This window comes from Vibrio sp. B1FIG11 (genome assembly GCF_905175335.1).
GTDB lineage: Bacteria > Pseudomonadota > Gammaproteobacteria > Enterobacterales > Vibrionaceae > Vibrio > Vibrio campbellii.
Window position 1 is genome coordinate 512330 of sequence record NZ_HG992752.1, and the last position, 19403, is coordinate 531732.

Below are 19403 nucleotides of genomic sequence, written 5' to 3' on the forward strand. Positions count from 1 at the left end.
GACAACGAATTAAAATTAAGAAGCCGACATTCAGTCGGCTTTTTTATGTATTTTAAAGATGCGTTAAAGCATGCTGGAGTGGACTTGTTGACCTTGTTCCGTCAGCGAGTAAATTCGCCCATCTTCTTTAATAACCAATCCGCTGTTGACCAGTTGTTTTAGGTGGAAGTTGAACTTGGTGTGGTCTTCAATACCAACCACACGGCAGAGATCCATGAACTTCATTTTACGATGGATTTTTAGTTGCTTGATAACCGAGCGGCGAATCGGGTTGGAGAGAGCACTAAAGATTTGGTCATGCTTCCTCTCATCGAGAGGAGATTTTGGTGACCGTTCAGCATGGACTCGCTTTAAGGTGACTGATAGAGCTGCGAGATTGAATGGCTTAGTGAGAAACTCATCCGCTCCTTTTTTCATGGCGTCTACCGCTACGTCGACTGTAGCAAATGCAGTGGTGATGATAATGCCAATGTTGGGATGCTGCCTTCTTAAGGTAGAAAGGGCCTCGATACCGGTCATCCCCGTCATTACGACGTCAAATAGCGCTAGGTCGAAATGTTGTTCACTGGCGATGTCTAATGCATCTTCTGCATTATCACATGCGACCACTTGAAACGATTCCAAGGTTAATGCTTCAATCAGGACCTCTCGCAATTCAACATCGTCTTCTGCAAGTAAGAGTTTTAGTGTCATTCAATATTCCTTGGTAAGCGGATTTCAACTGTTAAGCCAGTAATGTGGTCACTCTTCTTTGAGTTCCTCAAGTTTAGCTCGCCACCGTGTTGTAAGATAATTTGATTACTGATTGCCAATCCCATACCTGTGCCTTCACCCCTTGGTTTTGTGGTGTAGAAAGGTGTTTTCGCTTTGGCAATTTTGTCCAGTGGCATCCCAGTTCCCCAGTCGGAAATGGAGAGGATCGCCACCAGTTTGTCTTGATACGTTTCTATATCGAGTTGCTTGTGTTCTTGGCTAGCGTCAATCGCATTGCCAATGATGTTGGTCACTACTTCTTCCAATTGACCTGCATCACCTAAGACACTAAGCGTATTATCTAGGGATGTGCTTACAGCAAAGCCTTCTAAACGGTATTGGTTCAGAGAGAGTGCCTGTTCAACGACTTGTTGCAGTGAAACGATTTCTCGCTGAATAGGTTTATGGTGAGCATAGTTCAGAACCTCATGACTGATTTCAGCAGCCCGTTCTAATCCTTGCCGAATTCGAGCCAGATGACGGTGACTAGCCTCGTTGTCGGGCAGTTGTTTTTCCAACAAATCACAACTCATGGTCGCGCTGGAAAGCGGTGTCTTGATTTCATGAGCGACAGCGGAAGTCAGTTCACCAAGTTCTTTAAGTTTGGCATCTTGTTGAGAGATTTGGATGTTGCTTTCGAGCTGCTTGCTTTTCTCATCATCAAATACGCGTAATGCAATCCAAAGGGTGCACAAAATAGAGAGTGCGCAAACCATTCTCACGATCAGCACCCAGAGCCCTAAATCAACTGTAAGTAAGCCTGCTGAAATGCCGTATGCAATGAGCGAAAGGCCGGTCAGTTTAAAGGGTAGTGAAGCACCATGACCTTCTTGTTCGAGAATATTGGCGTAACTCATCATGGCTAATCCTGAAATTAGCCCAGAACCTAAACCGAAGATCCAGCGGACTTGATTCGCAGTATCGTGAATATAAATGGCGTACTCTTTGTTACCAAAGCGGATGACCAAACTAGCAGCAAACAGAGCGATAACCGCTACGGCTCCGTATTTAATGGCTTTGACGTTTTTCCAATCAGTGAGGCCAAGCATCTTCCACGCAAAAGCACCGAGAGCAATGAACGAAAACAAAAGTTTGAATACCTTGAAAGTTTCTACGCCTTTGGTCAGGGTAAACTCGTGTTCATACATCACCAAGTAAAGTTCTGACCACTCATGGAAACCATGTATGAAGCCGAACAACGCAAGGATGGGCAAAGCAGAAGCAATTGCGATCCGGCTTTTTCGTAAATCCCGAAACAAAATTGCAAAAAAGATGGCGAAGAAAGCTAAGCCATAGAAGAGGTAGATTTTGAAGATGAGTAACATATCCATGGTTTCAGTCTAAATTGCGTTTTTATCAGTAGCAATAAGGGATATTTGCAATCTTATTGTGGAAAGTTACCTGTATATTCGAAGCGAGTTTCAGGGTTGAGTGAAGTTAACTTATCAATGTTATGGCTAATTTGATAGGAAAGTTACCCAACTGAATAGGGATACAGCTCATTTGATATTACTCCGCTTCTGGTGAAGGTATTTTGGTCGTCTTTGCTTTTATTTCTATTTTTATGAGTGGTAGCACTCTAAAATTGTGGTGATTAAAAACAATTAAGAACTCTGTATGTATAAAGATAAAGTGGTCGTGATTACCGGTGGTAGCCAAGGCATCGGTCAACATCTCGCTCTTGCTTACCTTGAGCGACAAGCAAAAGTTATCGTGTTAGACATTGCGCCCAATAAGAATCCAGATATGGATTTCCACCTCGTTGATTTAGGACGACCAGAGCAGATTGAGCAGGCTTTTGATGAGATCCAAAGACAGTACTGCAAAGTCGATGTTCTCATCAACAATGGTGCGATCGCCAACTTTAACAAACCCATTCAGCAGCTGACTTTTGAAGAGTTTTCACGTGTGATTGATGTCAACCTCAAAGGTGCGTTTGCTTGTTCCCGACGATTTATTGAGTTGAATCATTCTCAGCCTTATGGACGAATTATCAATATTGCCTCTACGCGCTGGAATCAAAATGAATCTGGTTGGGATGCTTACGGTGCGTCAAAAGGTGGTGTGGTATCAATGACACAGTCGATGGCTATTTCGTTGGCAGAAACGCCCATAACTGTAAATGCAGTCAGTCCGGGTTGGATTCAGGTTGAAGGGTATGACGATCTTGATAGTTTTGACCATCAACAGCACCCATCAGGCCGAGTAGGGAAAGCCAAAGATATTGTTAATGCGTGCCTTTTTTTTAACGCACCCTGAGAATGACTTCGTTAATGGTCATAACTTGGTTGTTGATGGAGGAATGAGTAAGAAAATGATCTACCAAGATAGTTTGCTAGATTAGAAAAGCCCTATTGCTATTGACTAGGAATACGCTTTCTTGAGTTGTTCCTAGTCACTCATGTCAACAAAAACTTCCCTCTTTGAACTTGATTTGGTCGGTAATTATGCGGTTTTATAAGTTTTCACAAGCTAAATAGTTATAAAAATATTGGTTTTGATTTTATTTATCTCGCCAAACTATCAATAACTTGAATGCTATCTCCCTCAGATTACAGCTTACATATTGTTTTTCTTTATGGTCTTAATAGGCATTTAAAAAACTCTTCAATAGAAAGATGCCGACTGCATTGAAATCCACTTCGATACACTTTTCTGCTGGTTAATTCGCCTTAATTAATCTTAATGAACCTTAACTCTTTGATTTTGGGTAGTAGAAGTAAGCATGTCGAAAGATTTTAGTTGTTTGATTCGTATTTTCAGTGGTGCCGTTATATCAGTTTTCATGGTATTGATTGCTATGCCTGCGAAAGCGGATATAGCCGGTCTTGATGTCCAGTTGTCACCGGTAAGTGGCCAATACGATAATGGCAGCCAGATTGAATACACATTGACTCTAACCAATACCTCTGGCTCCACGCTTTTTGGCTTAGAGGTTAATGACGATGTCATGAACATCATGGCTTCCGATGGGTCCGGAGGTTTGGTAAATGCGTTTGAAAGCGCAGAGATCTCGGCAACTGCTTCTTTTCTATCTTCAGCAGGTGACTACGACAGAAATGGCAATCTTGCCGCGACTAACGTAAACATTCGAAATAATGGCACGGTGTCTTACACTATCCAAGCCAAAGTATCTGCTCAGGCTGCAGGGGATATAGCCAATGTTGCAAATGTCCGCTCTGGTGCGCTTTTAAGAGAACAGTCTAATACGACGATACATCAACGCGTCGTTTACGAACACTCCATTGAACTTGATGTATCTGCAGGCAATTACGGTGTTGGGGAAGCTCTTGTCTATGAAATAACGGTCAAAAACTTGGGCTCAGCAAAAATCCAAGGCATGACTGTTACCGATCTTGTGGCGGATATTGAGGCAGAAGATACCAATGGCGTCTTGATCCCTGCGTTTACTTCAGTGTTAGTTAGCGCTAAGACATCAGATCCCGAAAGCAGTGCCGGCACATATTCTGATACTGGAAACTTGCAGGCGACGGATGTATCGATTACGGCGGGTGAGTCGGTCATCTATACCATCACTGGCATCGTAGATCCGAAATTAGTTGGCGATATCATAAACGATAGCGCAGAAGCTGAGACGCGTGATGGTACAAAAAAGCCAGCAGCTACGACAACACCACCCAAAGAAGCCGATATCACGCTAACCCACACGCTGAACAAAACAGACGACTATCTCGTTAGCGATGATTTTTCCTATACCATCAAGGTTAGCAATGCATCCAATGCTGGTATTGCTCACAACTATACTGTGCAGCAGTTGATGGACGCTTTAGCGTCAGAGCTAGGCAATGATATTAGCAACGACAAAAATGCTGATGACACCATGGGGAACCCTTACTCGACTTGGACCAACGACGTCACTCATATTGACCCTCGAAGCACTTCCGTTCTTGCTGCCTCTGGAGCAGAAACCAATAAGTCCCTTGATGACAAAGTGTCAATCTACCCTGGGGAGTATATTGAGTACACCATACTTGTCCACGCGAGTCCGGTTTCTATTGGTCAAATCCCACAGATCGAAGCAAAGGTCCTTAATGACGAAGGTGGTGCAGATTCTGCTGGCGTCATGGCTAGTACTCTAAATACTGAAGAGGTGTTGGGTTCGTCTTCCAGCCAAATTACTCGATTCAAAAAAACGACTGACACGACTTATGTTCCAGGTGTTTCTGGTGAGAATGAGGTGGTGTATGACATTGAGATCTCAAATACAGATTCGAAGTATTTTGCCAATGATGTGACAGTGTTAGATAGGTTTGCTTGTACCGTTACCGAGCAAGTGGATGGTTCAATTGGCTCAGCATTTTCTGAGTGGAAGCTTGAAGTTACAGATAGCAGTGGTGAAGGTTCTAACTATGGTTCATTCAACTATGGCGCTTGGACTACCAATGACATCAACTTAAAAGTTGACTTGGCCCCAGAAGGTTATGTTCGCTATAAACTGACCGCAAAAGTAGCAGATAACAGTGTCGGACAGATCGTAGACGATGGTACGGATGCTGGGCTGTGTCTGGGTGATAACCTTGGTGAGGTAGGCTCTGGTGTTCAAATGCCTAACTCCAACCTTAAAGTTCAAAAGGAAGTCGATTCACGTTATTACTCTGCGGGCAATACGCTTAATTACACTATCACCTTAGAAAACACCGGTGATGGCTACGCCATTAATGTTCCTGTTTATGATGACTTAGCGTCAGTAACCACTACTTCTATCTATGGCACATCGATTCAGGCATACATCAGTTGGGTGGTGACTGCTGTGGCGTATGCGGAAGATGGCACGGTTTCTACGATCAGTGAGCCCGGTTTCTCTGGCGAAATTAGTGGTAACCAAACTAATAAGAACATATTAAATGTTAATGCCACTGTCGCGCCGAAAGAGACCATCATTTATTCGATTGCTACCATTGTAAACCCAATTGCTGATGATGAGATCCGAAATCAAGTTGCAGTGGATGGCACGCTTTACTCGGATAGAGGCTCATACCCTCGTGACTACTATTTGGTGCTAGATAAGCGCGTTGATGGCAATGATGAACAGAACTGGTACACCAACACGACCAATGAAGTGACTTACACCATCAGTGTGACTAACCCTAAAGGTAATGGTTTCGCATCTGATATTAGTATCCAAGACCAAATCAGCACTATCCAAGCAGAGTTACTTGAGCCTGCAGGCGCTACTAAGCAAGTATTTAGCTCGTGGACTATTTCTGCGGATATTGCAGCAGATTCCCCTTGGTCTAAAGTGGCCGCAGATGCGGGAGATTTCGCCGATAATACTGATTTGGATGTCATCGCCCAAATTCCCCCAAGCGTTACCATCACCTACACCATCGTGGCTACGCTGGACCGCAGTGTCGATACTGGAATCCTATGGGGTTCTTTCTCTAACACAGCTACCGTCAAGTCGACTGAAATGGAAGACAACATTAACTTGTCAGATTCAGTAACGACACACCCATATGAGCCTAACTTAGTTGTAGCGAAAACTGCTCAAAACACTGATTTTATTATTGGCGAACTCGCAACGTTTGATATCTACATCTACAACCGTGGAGCGGGCTACGCCAATGATGCAACCGTTAAGGATGACATCGAAGCACTGAACTTCTTTTCCAGCTGGGCAGTTACTGGATCAACCAATACGGATGAACTTGGCTCGCGTTACGGTGACGTTACTGACAATGAAAACATTGATACCGATGTCGATATCACGCCGGGGGGATGGGTTCATTATGAGGTGTCTGGAATTGTAAAAAATGACTATCCTCACGATCAGGTTTCTAACCGTGTTGATGTGTATGACCCATTAACGGATCGTGACCACAGTTCTTCTGCACAAATTGATAACAATGACAGCCTATTCGATATCAATGTCTCACTTACAAAAACGACGGATGTTGTTCGCTATACGCCAGGGGATTACCTCGAATACACCATCTTGGTGAAGAACAACGACGAAGAAAAGATAGCAGAGGTTGAGCTAAGAGACGAGCTCACTCAAGTTTTGACAACGCTTGCTAATGACAAAGATGGCTTTGTGGGTGATGTTGCCACTCAGCAAGCCTTTGTTCACTGGTTAGTTGATACTGGTAGTGGTTACGGAAGCGAATCTACCAATGATGTGAGAATTCCTTTATCTCTTGTTCCTGGTGAGCTGAGGACGATTAAGATAAAGGCTTTAGTTAAAGATAACGCGGTCTCCAATGGTGTTGAGTCTGGCAATCTAGATGTCATTCGCAATGAGGCAATATTGATTGATATGCGTGACTCAGGTTGTACGACAGACTGCCAATACTTCAAACGTGCCGTTGCTGAAAACCATCAGGTTTATAACAATGGTGAGGTAATCCGTAGCACCAACATCAACCGTTACTCGCCGGGTGATGAACTGATCTACACCTTCAAGTACACGTCACAAGAGGGCAGAGGTTACCGCAACAACGTTAATGTAAATGAACTGGTTAATGGTATTTCAGTTCAATTGCAAGATGGCTCAACAGGTAACCCGTTCTACGATCCTGCGACAAAATCTAACCAGTTCAGCGTAAGTGTTGAGAAAAGTGCACCTGCCAATGCGGGTACTACAGACGGTACTAAAGACGGTACGGTCGCTGACAACAATGATATCGTCACCGCGATTGATATTGATGAAGGTGAAGACGTTACTTATACCGTTAAAGGCGTAATTCGTCCGGATGCGGTCGGTGATATCAATTATCGTGGCACGATCGTTATTCCGAACGATTACCACCTTAATTTCGATAAAGTCACTGATGAAACAGTGTACGAACCAGGCCAAACCATCACATACCGATTGATCATTGAAAACGATGGTCAGGCAAATGCGGATGACATCTCTATTTGGGATGACCTTTCTTCCATTGAGACCCAATTAGTCGATGGTACTACTGGTAAGGCTTTTACTGAGTGGACATTAACTTCTCGTGCTTCGGGTTCAAATGCTGAATATGTAGATGCAGGTAATGGGGAGGGCAATGTTTATACAACAAATAGTTCGGAAAGAGATGGTTTAGATGTCACTGCAGATGTGCCAATGGGGTCAACCTTAGAGTATGAAGTGGTTGCTACTGTCAACGACAAAGCTCAAGGCGAAATCGTCAACTTGTTGAAGGTTGATGGTGACAGTATTGCTCACAGTATTAAGCAGACTGTAAATAAAGTAGAGTACGAGAAAAATATCCTCGCTTTCTACGATGTGGATGGCAACAAACTCACTGGAGCATCCGAATATATGCCTGGTGGTTTTGTTGAGTATGAGATTCGGATAGATAACATCGCCGAAGCTCATGTAGATAATATGAGTCTACGTGATGATATCGATCAGATAACGACAGATTACTATGATGGAACCACTGGTCCAGCATTTGATAGTTGGACTATTAATGTCTTCTTTGACCGCTCTGGTATTACTGATCCTGATGTTGATAACACGATCGGTGATAATAAGCCAATCAATACTCACATTGATATTGCATCCAAAAATTTTGGTGGATTCTTGTCCGATCCTTATGTGCGATATGTTATTCGCGCCAGGATAAGTCCAAAAGCTGTGGGCTCATTTACTAACCGAGCGTTTATTGACGAGGATAATGGAAACAAATTTATTGCTGTCTCTCCTCCAGCGTCAATGGCAGATCCATCCATTAGTTTTAATAAAATAGCTTATTACGATGCTGCGTTTACGCAAAATAAAACCACTTACTCGCAAGCTGCAGGAGAGAGTGAGGTTTATTACCGTATTCTATTAAAAAATAATGGCAACGGAACTGAGTACGGCTCTCGACTAAAGGATACGATTTCATCGATTCGAACTCGTATAGCTGAAGATAGCGTTACGGAGGGTCGCGACCCTAGTGAGCAGCCATTTAATGCCGGATGGGAAGTGAGCTTATCAAAAAACGCAGCTCCGGGTTCTATTACGGACGCCGTTGATTTCGTTGGTGGAAACAGCGTCGATATAGAAAACGACATTGTTATTGCACCTCAGGAGTCATTGGTCTTCACCATTCATGGCGTTATCCGTGAAGACGCGTTAGGCGATGTTAAAAACACCGCAAATTACGATGGTAAAAATCGCACGGCCACATTGTTGCCTTTGGCGAACAATATCAATGTGGAAAAACGCGTAGTTTCAATCAATGGTGCGCCTTTCAACTCAGGAGATACATACATTCCTGGTGATGAAGTGGAGTACGAGTTCGTCGTTACTAACCCTGAAAACGGGTGGGCGAACGATGTGCGTATTCAAGATACGGTGACCGATATTGGTGTTAAAGTCATTGGAGGAGCAACCAAACCGGCATATTCATCTGGTGATATCAGCCACGTGGTAAGCAATGGTATTGATGCCAATATTGATACTTATGTTCCGGGTTACAGTGTAGCAGGTAATCTCGATATTGAAGTTGATATTGCAGCTGGAGAAGCGCTGACCTTTAACCTGACAGGTACAGTAAGAGATGATGCGCTGGGCGAGATTGAAGCGAACCGAGTGATTGCGGATGATCAAGCTGCGGTGTCAGCTCCTATTCCACCTAAACCTTCAGAAATTAACTACTTCAAGACCCTAGAGTATACCGATGGTGAGTCGGCGAGCTGTTCGGTTCCTTCGAGTGATGGCAGTGGCTGTACTTATGCACCTCGTGGTGATGTGGAATATCAAGTCACCCTTGAAAATACGGGCGATAGTATTGCGCATGACGTTCGTGTTATCGATGCGATCAATAACATAAAAACATCAGATGGCACGAATGCATTTAAACAGTGGGCAACGTCGATCGCGATTGAGCCTGTCGGGTCTTATTCCGTAAAAGGGAACTACAGTGGCAACGTTCCACTAGATGCGAGGGTAGATCTTCGACCTGGAGAGCACATAGTCTTTGATGTGAAAGGCACGGTAGCTGCTTCTGCGACGGGAACGATAACCAATACAGCTCAAGTGGTGCACAATGGTGTTAGTAACACTACAAATGACATTATTCTTGATGCGGGTCGATCTCAATATCTGATCAATAAATGGACGGATACTCCTCAATATGTACCGGGTGGAACGGTTAACTACTACATCGACATCACTAATGATGATGTGAGTACAGGTTATTTTGGATTACTAGATGACATTGCGAGCTTTGAGGTTGAAACCGTCGATGGCTTAATGAAACCCGCTTTAGAAGAATGGACTCTGGATTATGAAGTGCTGTTAGACTCCGCGCCGTCTGATCCTGCAGCAAATGACTTCTCTGAGCTAGATAAACTCGTTGGTGTCGCTAATCCGGACATCAATATTCCAGCGGGTTCGATAAAAATGGCGGGACGTGATGATGCTGCTACTGGCGGTGGTGATAAATACACCCTTATTCGTATCCACATCCAAGGTAAAGTTCGTGATGATGCCATCGGTCGCTTTACTAATACTGCCTTTCTTCTCTATGGCCTCGGTAGTAAGCGAGCGAAACTAACACAAGGTTATATCACACCAAAACCAGGCCAATTAGAGCTGACTAAAGAGACTACGCCAATTGCAGAACCGGATGCAAAATATCAACCGGGTCAGCCTATTGCGTACAAAATTACGTTAACTAACGTCGGTGAAGGTTACTTGGTCGACCAAGTGTTGGTGGATCGCATTGATACCATAATGACCGATGTGGCGAACAGTACCAACAAAGAACAGGCTTTCACTGGCAAATGGGTGATCAGTGATGAAGTGTTAGGTGGCAGCGGCGATCCTTTGTTGAATGCTCGCAAAAATGTGGTCGATACCGATCAAGGTTACAGCGCGACTTACAGTATCCATCCTGGTGATAGTTACTCTTTTGTTGTGACGAATACCGTTAACGACAGGGCCAAAGGCAACATCACTAACCTAGTTAAAGTGGACAGTGATGGTACAGACTACACAGCGGAAGCAACGTATTTGCCTGAAGACGCGCAAATTACTTTGGCGAAAGAAGTCGACAAGCTTGAATACTTCCCGGGGGATACGCTGACCTATACCGTGACGGTTAAGAACAACGGTTTAGGTTGGGCGGAAGCGGTTGAGATTGAAGATACATTGAAGTCGATTGAAACCACGCTTGCTGGCGGAACGACAGGAAAAGTGTTTGACCCAAGTTCGATTCAGATTTCAGCGGTTTCTACAACGGGTGAAACGCCAGTTTCAGCGCCAACAACAGGTGAAGATTTGAAAGAGACGTTGGATATCGCCCCTGAAGATACGATCGTGTATACCATTCAAGCGACAACGGTAGCCAATGCGACTGGAGATATTACCAACATCGCGAGCACAACGTTTGAAGGCAATACAACAGAAAAAAGTGCAATCAGTACGCCGATTCTCGCGACGGTATCCATCGACAAATCGGTCGACACTTCAACCTATGAAGTGACCAAGCTGATCAACTACGACATTACGGTGAGTAACACATCATTGGCGTTTGCTTCCGGTGTTGAACTGAAAGACATCATCAGCGACATCGATGTTGACACCACCAGTGGAAACAAAGAATCAGCGTTTTTGTTGTGGGAGGTGACGTACGAAGCATCGGATGAACGCACTGTAGTGACACCAAAAACGTTTGAGCTGAGCGACGATATTCATGCAACCATGGATATTGCGCCTGAGAGTACCGTGACCTTCCGCGTGAAAGCGCTGATCCGTACCACTGCGATTGGTGAGATCAGCAACACTGCAACCGTCACTTACAATGGTGTCTCTCAAGATTCAACGGCGATTATGCTGCCGATGGATTCAGGCTTTATTGCCACCAAAACAAACGTTCAAACCGAATACGAGCCTGGTGAAGAGTTGGAGTTCTTGATCACCATCGAGAACACTTCGAACAACTACATCACAGACCTCAGTGTGGTTGACGACATGTCGTCTATCCAAGTCGGTTATTACGATGGCACTATCGGCCCTGCGTTTGTCGATGGCTCAACATCGCTTGAGGTTGAATCACAAACCATAGGCAGCCATGTCGAATCGATCAGTCCAACAGAGTACAGCGTGGATATTGCACCAAAAGGTAAGGTGGTATTCCGCGCGAAAGGCACGGTTGTGGATACAGCCACTGGAGCAATAGTAAACACCGCGCAAGTAGACGATGGTGATGTGATCAGCCCGCCAGTACACAGTGTGAGTGCGGTTGTTCAGGCGGAACTATACACCGATGCGCCACATTACGTACCTGGTGAGCAAGTAGAATATCACCTAGTGATTGAGAATATCGGACGTGGAATCGCTAAGAACGTCGCTATCTATACCCAGTTCGGTGAATCCATGGGTGATTACATTGACGGTTCTCGTAATAAAGTGTTTGACGGTTGGAGGCTAACAGCCGATTGGCAAGGTGCTGAAACTCAGCCGGGCGATTATGAAGACGATAAAGATCTCTTCACCATCGTTGATATTGCTCCGGGCGGCAAGATTGATTACACCTTCACCTTGACCGTCAACGAAGACATGCTGACCAACATTGATGTGCTCGGTTACTACTTAGACCTGACGTGGAATCCGGCTGCGATGGCTCGTTCAAAAGGCATGATGCCGTCGTCTAAATCGTTACAGAGCTCGGCAGACCAAGTCGAAGCGTTGGATTTACCGCCTGTTCCCGCTGAGCTTGTGGTCGAGAAGCGTTCTGATAAGCCGGAATACACACCGGATGATGATTCCGTGACTTACTACCTAGCCGTGACGAACCAAGGTGATGGTAACGCAGCTAATGTTCGTCTAACCGATGAAATCAGTGAGCTGCAAAATGAAGCGGGCAACAAAGTCTTCACTGACTGGACGATTGAAGGTGTCGAAGTAGACGACAGCGGTAGCGTGATTGATCGCCACACCTTCCCGGCAAGTGAAGATTTGGATTTAACGGTTAACTTAAAGTCGAAAAAACGTAATGTGTTTGCCTTTGAAGTTGTGGGCACGCTAGGTAAAGGCTTGGATGACGACATCACCAACACCTTTACCGCGACAGAAGCCGACGGTACACAAACCAGTGACAGCGTGACTACGCACATCAAGAAGATCCCAGATAACAGTGGTGAACTTCTGCTAACGAAAGCGGCGTTGCAAGACACCGCGCAAGTGGGCGATGCCGTGGAATACGAAGTGATCGTGGAAAATAACAACGAATCGTACTTCAAAAACGTCACCGTGGAAGACCGTTACCCAGGCGGCTTCAAGTACATTCTTGATACATCGGAAGTGGTGTTGAGTGGCCCTGATGGTGAGTTTGGTAATGAAGACGACCGAGTGTTGACGATTGAACCATCAGACACAGGCAAGCTGCTGTTTACCTCATTGAACTTCGACCCGGGCGAGAAGCTACGTATTCGTTACCTACTGCGAGTTTCCGTTGGCGCGACGTTTGGTGACTACATCAACACCGCAGTATCGAAAGTCGATGGCCTTGCGGTGTCGAACGAAGACAGTGCCAAAGTGACCGTAGAGCCGGACAAGGTATTCGATACCTCGTCCATCATCGGTAAGGTGTTTGAAGACCACAACCAAGACGGTTTCCAAGCAGACGCGACGGCATTTGATGTGGAATTGATTGCCAACTTGCCTACACAGGACTACGTCGCTGGCTCTACAATCGTCGTCCGCGATGGGAAAGAGCTGTCGGTTGAGGATGAGCAAGACAATGGTCAAGTGATTTCAGCCGTGCAAGAAGGTGTTGAATTGGGTGATCTTTGGGGCCACTCGATAAACCGCACCATCTCTGAAACAAAATCTGTCGCGATTCAATTCAAAACACGTACTCGTGAGAGCTTTGATTTTACCGTCACATCGGACGGTGGCTCCCGCATCGAATTTGATGCGCAAGGCCAAATCAAGTTTGCTCATGAATCAGACAAAAAGAACGGCCTAAGTGCAGAGAATCTTAACGTCACAAGAAACCTCTATCGAGATGGCGATGCCTACTTGTGGGAAATCGTGATTGAGAACAAAGGGGTTTATGAAGACGGGATACCAGGTGTCAAGCTGATGACGGTGGAAGGCATCGTCATTCATACAGACCAGTACGGACGCTACCACGTGCCCGACCAATGGGTGCTGAATAAGAAAGGGAAAAACTTCCTAGTGAAGTTAGACACTGACTCGCTGCCGACTTCGATGGAAGTGGTGAGCGAAAACCCGAAAGTGTTGCGAATTACCCCGAATAAGCTCACGAAGTTTAACTTCAGTGTTCATCGCAAAGCGAAAGACACCGAGCAAGAGTAGTGAGTGATTGGAGCCGTATCTGGAATTTGTATGAAAGTATTTAGTAAGTCTCGTTTAGCTACCTGTGTTATGTCTGCCATGCCGATGATGGGCATAGCAGCCGATACCAGCAAACTAGAAAAACTCGAGTCAGAAACCACTGACATCACGGTTGAAACACCAAAACAAGAAGACGACGCATCGCGTATTTACTTAGATCAAGGTGCCATTTGGGCGAGTCGTGATATCACGCGATTTGACCCAGTGCTGGATGTAAGCGTCAGTGATGAGCTGGAGGTGGAAGAGGGTACGCTGCGCGATAGCGTTGGTTTCACTATCACCACTAACTACAGCTACTACATCAAAAAATACCAACTTGAAGTTTACCGTGTGGGTGATTTTGGTTTGTCTGAACCGATTGCTGTGCTGGAAGGCGATAAGTTGGCCAACGACTTTGACATCAACTGGGACGGCACTACAGAGGTAGACTACCAGTTTGATGTTGGCGGCCAGCTGCTGTTTCGACTAAAAGCATGGGACAAAGACGGCAATATGGATGTCACTACTGTAGGTGTGACGGATCTCGTCCGTCCGGATGCAGAAGTGGACATCGACCGAAACGACAACGAAGACGAAGAAGGCAAAGGCCGCAGCTATGGCCAAGCTAAGTTGATGCGTCACAACATTCCGACCGACGCAGGTCTAGCGAAGTTTATTGGTACCGGCCTTAAAGGCGTTGATAAAGTTATCATTGGTGAAGACGAATTCGACGTTGAAGATGGCAACTTATACGCTGAGCAGTACCTACCTACCGACGCGTATGTATTCCCAACCAAAGTCGTGTTTGATAATGGCGATGAGCGCCGTTACCAACTCTACGTGCGTATCCCAGACACTTACTATGCACAAACTGGTTTGGCGGATTTGTACATCGGTAAGAACAACGTATCAGGCAACAGTGCAGCGCTTGGCGTCGATGATCAATACCAAAATGACATCTATAACCAAGGTCGTTTGGCGTACTTTGGCCAAGGTAAGTTTGGTGACAAGCTGCGTATTACTACCCACTTTGACACCAAAGAAAGTGAACTGAAAGACATGTTTAAGCATCCGTTTGCATCGGAAGATTCAGACGTGTTTGACATTCTGGAAGACGATGACGAGTTGTACTACGGCAACTATGGCGACAGCTCAAACATCGAGAAAGTGGTCAATACCAAGGGCAAAGTCTACCTAAATGTAGAATACGACAAATCGCAGTACTTGTGGGGTAACTACAACACGGGTGTCACAGGCACAGAAACTAGCGATTACAACCGTAGCTTATATGGCTTTAAAGCGGACTACCGCACTCGCGATACCACTCAATACGGTGAAGACCGATTGAACATCGTTGGTTTTGCAGCAGAAGCAGATTCTCTGTATGCACACGATGAATTTCTTGGCACTGGCGGCTCGCTTTACTTCTTGCGTCACGGCGAAGCAGTACCAGGCAGTGACAAGGTTTACGTTAGGGTCGTAGATGAAAGCGGCTTAACGCAAAATGAAGTGCCACTAGAGCCGGGGCGTGACTATGAATTCGACCCATACCAAGGCCGAATTATCCTGACTAAGCCGCTAGACAACATCATGTCTGATAGCTTCGGCAGCGTGATTGAAGGCAACGACGATTACGAAAACTATCTGGTTGTGGACTACGAATACGTACCACAAGGCTCTGACTCTCTGGATGCGATGTCTTACGGCGGCCGTGTGAAAGGCTGGGTGAATGACTACATCGGCCTTGGCGTCACCTACGCGACGGAAGAGAAAGACAACCAAAACTACCAAGTTTACAGCTCTGATTTAACGCTTCGTGCGACGGAAGGGACGTTCATTAAAGCGGAATTCGCTCACAGTGAGGGCCGACAAACCGAGTCGAACTTTGTCTCGTACGATGGTGGTTTAACCTTTACGCCGATTGGTGACAGTCTAGAAGACCGCGAAGGTGACAGCATTCAAGTGACAGCAGTTGCGAACTTGTATGACTTGGCACCGACCATCTTCGGTGCGGTCGGTAACGACGTCAAACTTTGGTACAAAGATAAAGACGCCGGTTACAGCTATGCAAGCAGCAGCGACGACCTTGAGCAAGAAGTGTATGGGGCGGAATTGCGTCTGCAAGCCAATGACCGTATTGCTGTGTTGTCGCGTTTTTCTGCCAACGAAGAGCGTGATATGGATGGCAATCTGAAAACAGATTCTGAGACCATTGAGTTAGAAACCCAATTTAAACTGACTCAGCACATCAAGCTGTCGGCAGCAGGCCAACAGGTGGATGAGCTAAACCAAGCTAATGAGCAAAGTAACGCAACCTTGGCGGGTTTACGTTTGGATTACATGTGGGACAGCGACAACAGCGTGTATGTCAAAGGCCAAACCACCATGAACCAATCGGACGACTACGACGATAACGACAGCGTTTCTGTTGGTGCTGAGTTCCGCGTGTTGGAAGACTTATCACTGGGCGGTGAGTACACCACTGGTGATCGTGGCGAAATTGCCGAAGCGACGGTGACGTATGATGTCTCTGACGACCACTCTACCTATGTCACTTACGTGGATGACAACTACGAAGGTGAAAACAACGTGATTGTTGGCCAACGTGCTGACCTAACTTCAAGTGTGGATTTCTACCAAGAGAACCAATTTGTCGATGAAAACGATGGCCACGGCCGTATCGACTCCTACGGATTTGGTTATGACGTGACGGACGATGTCGAAATGGGCATTGGTTATCAACAAGGTGAAATTGAAGACGATGAAAACCAAGTTACTGAGCGACAATCCGTCAGTTTGAACGCGTCAATCGATTTGGATGACATCAACTTGAGTCACAAACTGGAATACCGTGTCGACAAGAACGAAGACGATCCCGATGTCGCACAGCGAGAGCTGGAGCAGATCGTGACGACCAACAGTTACACGCATCGCTTAACGGAAGAGCACACCTTGTTTGGTAAGTACAACTACTCGATTACTGAGAGTCAAACTACAGGTGAGACTATGGCGCGCTTTGTCGAAGCAACAGGTGGCTTAGCGTACCGTCCAATCTACAACGACCGTCTGAACTTATTGAGCCGTTATACCTACATTGCGGATTATGACCAACTAGACCGTGATGTGGATTACCAAGATGAAACCAGTCAAATCATCGAAGTCGAAGCGATTTACAGCATCGATGAAAACTGGGATGTCGGCGCGAAATACGCACATAAAGACAAAGAAGAAGTCTTTGCGCGTGAATCCGGTAAAAACGAAATCATCAAAAGTGACATTGATCTGTATGGCTTAAGTGCCTCTTATCGAGTAATGAAAGAGTGGGACGTCACTGGTGAATACCACTGGAAAACGGACACCTTAAATGATGAGTTAGAACATGGTACCTTGGTGTCAGTGAACAAGCACATCGGCAACAACTTCAAAGTCGGTATTGGTTACAACTTCTCTGCCTTTGATAGCGACTTAACCAACGATGATGACTACGACGCACAAGGCGTATTCATCAACTTGGTTGGTAAGTTATAACCCCATCCGTGAATGAGTGAGAGGAATTTATGAAAACAACCCTTCGTCTTCTTGGTGGGGTAGTGGGCACGCTGCTTGTCGCTGGTTGCGCCACCGATACTTACGTAAGCCAAGAGAACCGAGACAAGTTTACCGACTTGGACGTATCGAAATTCTTAATCAGCGAATGTTTAGCGCCAGAGCGAGAAATTCACATTGCTGTGGCAGAGCACTTTGCTTTTGATAAGTACAACATTCGAGACGTAGATGCGACGAGTTTGAATGCCTTCGTGCATGAAATCGAAGGTTTAAGCGGTCGAATTACCATTGTTGGTCATACCGATTACAAAGGATCACTGGAATACAACGAAGCCTTGTCGCTGCGCCGTGCTCAATCAGTGGAGAGCTTCCTGAAAGAAAAACTCGACCCAGACCATTATGACTGGGAAGTGAAGTATTTCGGTGAAACGCAACCATTAGCGCTAGGTAAAACCGATGAGGATCGTGCTGAAAACCGCCGAGCTTATGTCGTGTTTGAAGAAGCACAAAAATACGAAGAAATGCCATTTTGTGAGCCGCCAAAGCCGGATCGCAAAATCTACATGGCGATGACGCCGCACTTCGATTTCGATAAGTCCCAACTGAAACCGGAAGATTTAGCCAAATTAGACAGCTTCACTGATAAGTTACAAGGCTTGCAGGGTAGTATTCTGGTTGTGGGCCATACGGACCAAATTGGCTCGCTGTCATACAACGAGAAGTTGGCACAGCGCCGAGCATCTGAAGTGGTGAAGTATTTGAAAACCAAAATCGACCCATCGCAATTCTTATGGGAAGTGAAATCGTTTGGTGAACTACAACCGGTTATCGACGAACGTTCTGAAGAGGCCAATGCACTCAACCGCCGAGCTTTTATAGTGTTCAAGGAAGGTTCGATAGAGTAACCAATCACCCAGCTTAAGCCTTTGTCAAAAAGCCAGCCTTTAATCAGATAAATTAAAGGCTGGCTTTTTAGTTTTTCCTATTATTCCTTTCAATTTTTCCTCTCCACTAGCAAAACTTTTCTCATGATCATTTCCATTAGTTGCACTTCCTTGGTTGGCTCTCTTTTGGTTTAGGTATTGAAAGTCTTAATATAATAATTCGAAGTGTGATATTGCCCTGAAAATCATATAGGAAATTTCTTAGTTTTGAGTAATTGACTGATTTAGCGAGATTTATGGACTAAATTTATCAATGACGTCGTATTAGCTAAAGCTAGGTAAATAATTATGAAATAGATTTTGTTCCTTGTAAGCCACACGTTATGTGTTTTGGCTGGTTTTGCTGCGGGTATTTACGCCTTACCTATTCTTATCCAACCGGACTCTCCGGATATTTCTGTTATCTCCAAATCTACTCAAGGTGTGCTGTACCAGGGGACTTTCGATCGTAATCGAACTGACAGTGATTTCTTGCACTGGGGTGAAGGCGAGATTTGGTTAACTGAGGACACCATTGCGTTTCAAGGTGAGTTAGCTCCTGGTCCGGATTATAAAGTGTATCTCTCTCCAACATTTGTTGAAACGGAAGCCGATTTCAATCGATTGAAGGCGCAAATGATTAATGTCGGTGACGTGAAAACATTTGACCGTTTTATGGTCACTCTTCCTCAAGATCTGCCTTTAGACAACTACACGACCGTTATTGTTTGGTGTGAAACATTTGGTGAGTTTATTACCTCCGCGAAGCTCGAATCTGTCGCAAAACTGAATCAGAACTGACTGTCAAAAAGTTTTAACGGATGCCGCATTAAAAATGACAGAAACGTGACAAAGCAAAACCATCTGCCGCCAATATTTCGGCGCTTTGTTTTTGA

General features: G+C 45.3%; 7 protein-coding genes. 5 read left to right on the plus strand and 2 right to left on the minus strand.

Annotation, left to right across the window (positions count from 1 at the left end; all coding sequences use genetic code 11):
* Window positions 1-63: 63 nt before the first annotated feature.
* Window positions 64-693: a response regulator gene (locus KHO06_RS19215; protein WP_212583158.1), complete on the minus strand. Its 630-nt coding sequence runs from the start codon at window positions 691-693 to the stop codon at window positions 64-66.
* Entirely contained in the window at window positions 690-2084 is a 1395-nt protein-coding gene (locus KHO06_RS19220; protein ID WP_212583159.1) for a HAMP domain-containing sensor histidine kinase, read from the minus strand. Before KHO06_RS19220 ends, KHO06_RS19215 begins: the two co-directional genes overlap by 4 nt.
* Before the next feature lie 286 nt (window positions 2085-2370).
* Between KHO06_RS19220 and KHO06_RS19225 the strand changes: the two genes are divergently transcribed.
* The 5 genes from KHO06_RS19225 to KHO06_RS19245 all read left to right on the plus strand — a co-directional run bounded on the left by KHO06_RS19225 (window position 2371) and on the right by KHO06_RS19245 (window position 19308).
* Window positions 2371-3012 carry an SDR family oxidoreductase gene (locus tag KHO06_RS19225; RefSeq protein WP_244858447.1) on the plus strand — a complete coding sequence of 214 codons (642 nt, stop codon included), beginning with the start codon at window positions 2371-2373 and terminating at the stop codon, window positions 3010-3012.
* A gap of 466 nt (window positions 3013-3478) precedes the next feature.
* Entirely contained in the window at window positions 3479-14020 is a 10542-nt protein-coding gene (locus tag KHO06_RS19230; RefSeq protein WP_212583160.1) for a DUF11 domain-containing protein, read from the plus strand.
* A gap of 30 nt (window positions 14021-14050) precedes the next feature.
* Window positions 14051-17566, plus strand: coding sequence for a hypothetical protein (locus KHO06_RS19235; RefSeq protein ID WP_212583161.1), 3516 nt, complete (start codon window positions 14051-14053; stop codon window positions 17564-17566).
* Window positions 17567-17595: 29 nt separating this feature from the next.
* Window positions 17596-18489, plus strand: a complete 894-nt coding sequence (locus KHO06_RS19240; RefSeq protein ID WP_212583162.1) for an OmpA family protein — start codon at window positions 17596-17598, stop codon at window positions 18487-18489.
* Window positions 18490-18825: 336 nt separating this feature from the next.
* Window positions 18826-19308: a DM13 domain-containing protein gene (locus KHO06_RS19245; RefSeq protein ID WP_244858464.1), complete on the plus strand. Its 483-nt coding sequence runs from the start codon at window positions 18826-18828 to the stop codon at window positions 19306-19308.
* Window positions 19309-19403: the final 95 nt, after the last annotated feature.

What these genes read in the sequence shown, in the direction of transcription:
- KHO06_RS19215 (WP_212583158.1), bottom strand. Translation starts at nt 693, where the DNA reads ATGACACTAAAACTCTTACTTGCAGAAGACGATGTTGAATTGCGAGAG.
- KHO06_RS19230 (WP_212583160.1), top strand. Translation starts at nt 3,479, where the DNA reads ATGTCGAAAGATTTTAGTTGTTTGATTCGTATTTTCAGTGGTGCCGTT.
- KHO06_RS19220 (WP_212583159.1), bottom strand. Translation starts at nt 2,084, where the DNA reads ATGGATATGTTACTCATCTTCAAAATCTACCTCTTCTATGGCTTAGCT.
- KHO06_RS19225 (WP_244858447.1), top strand. Translation starts at nt 2,371, where the DNA reads ATGTATAAAGATAAAGTGGTCGTGATTACCGGTGGTAGCCAAGGCATC.
- KHO06_RS19240 (WP_212583162.1), top strand. Translation starts at nt 17,596, where the DNA reads ATGAAAACAACCCTTCGTCTTCTTGGTGGGGTAGTGGGCACGCTGCTT.
- KHO06_RS19235 (WP_212583161.1), top strand. Translation starts at nt 14,051, where the DNA reads ATGAAAGTATTTAGTAAGTCTCGTTTAGCTACCTGTGTTATGTCTGCC.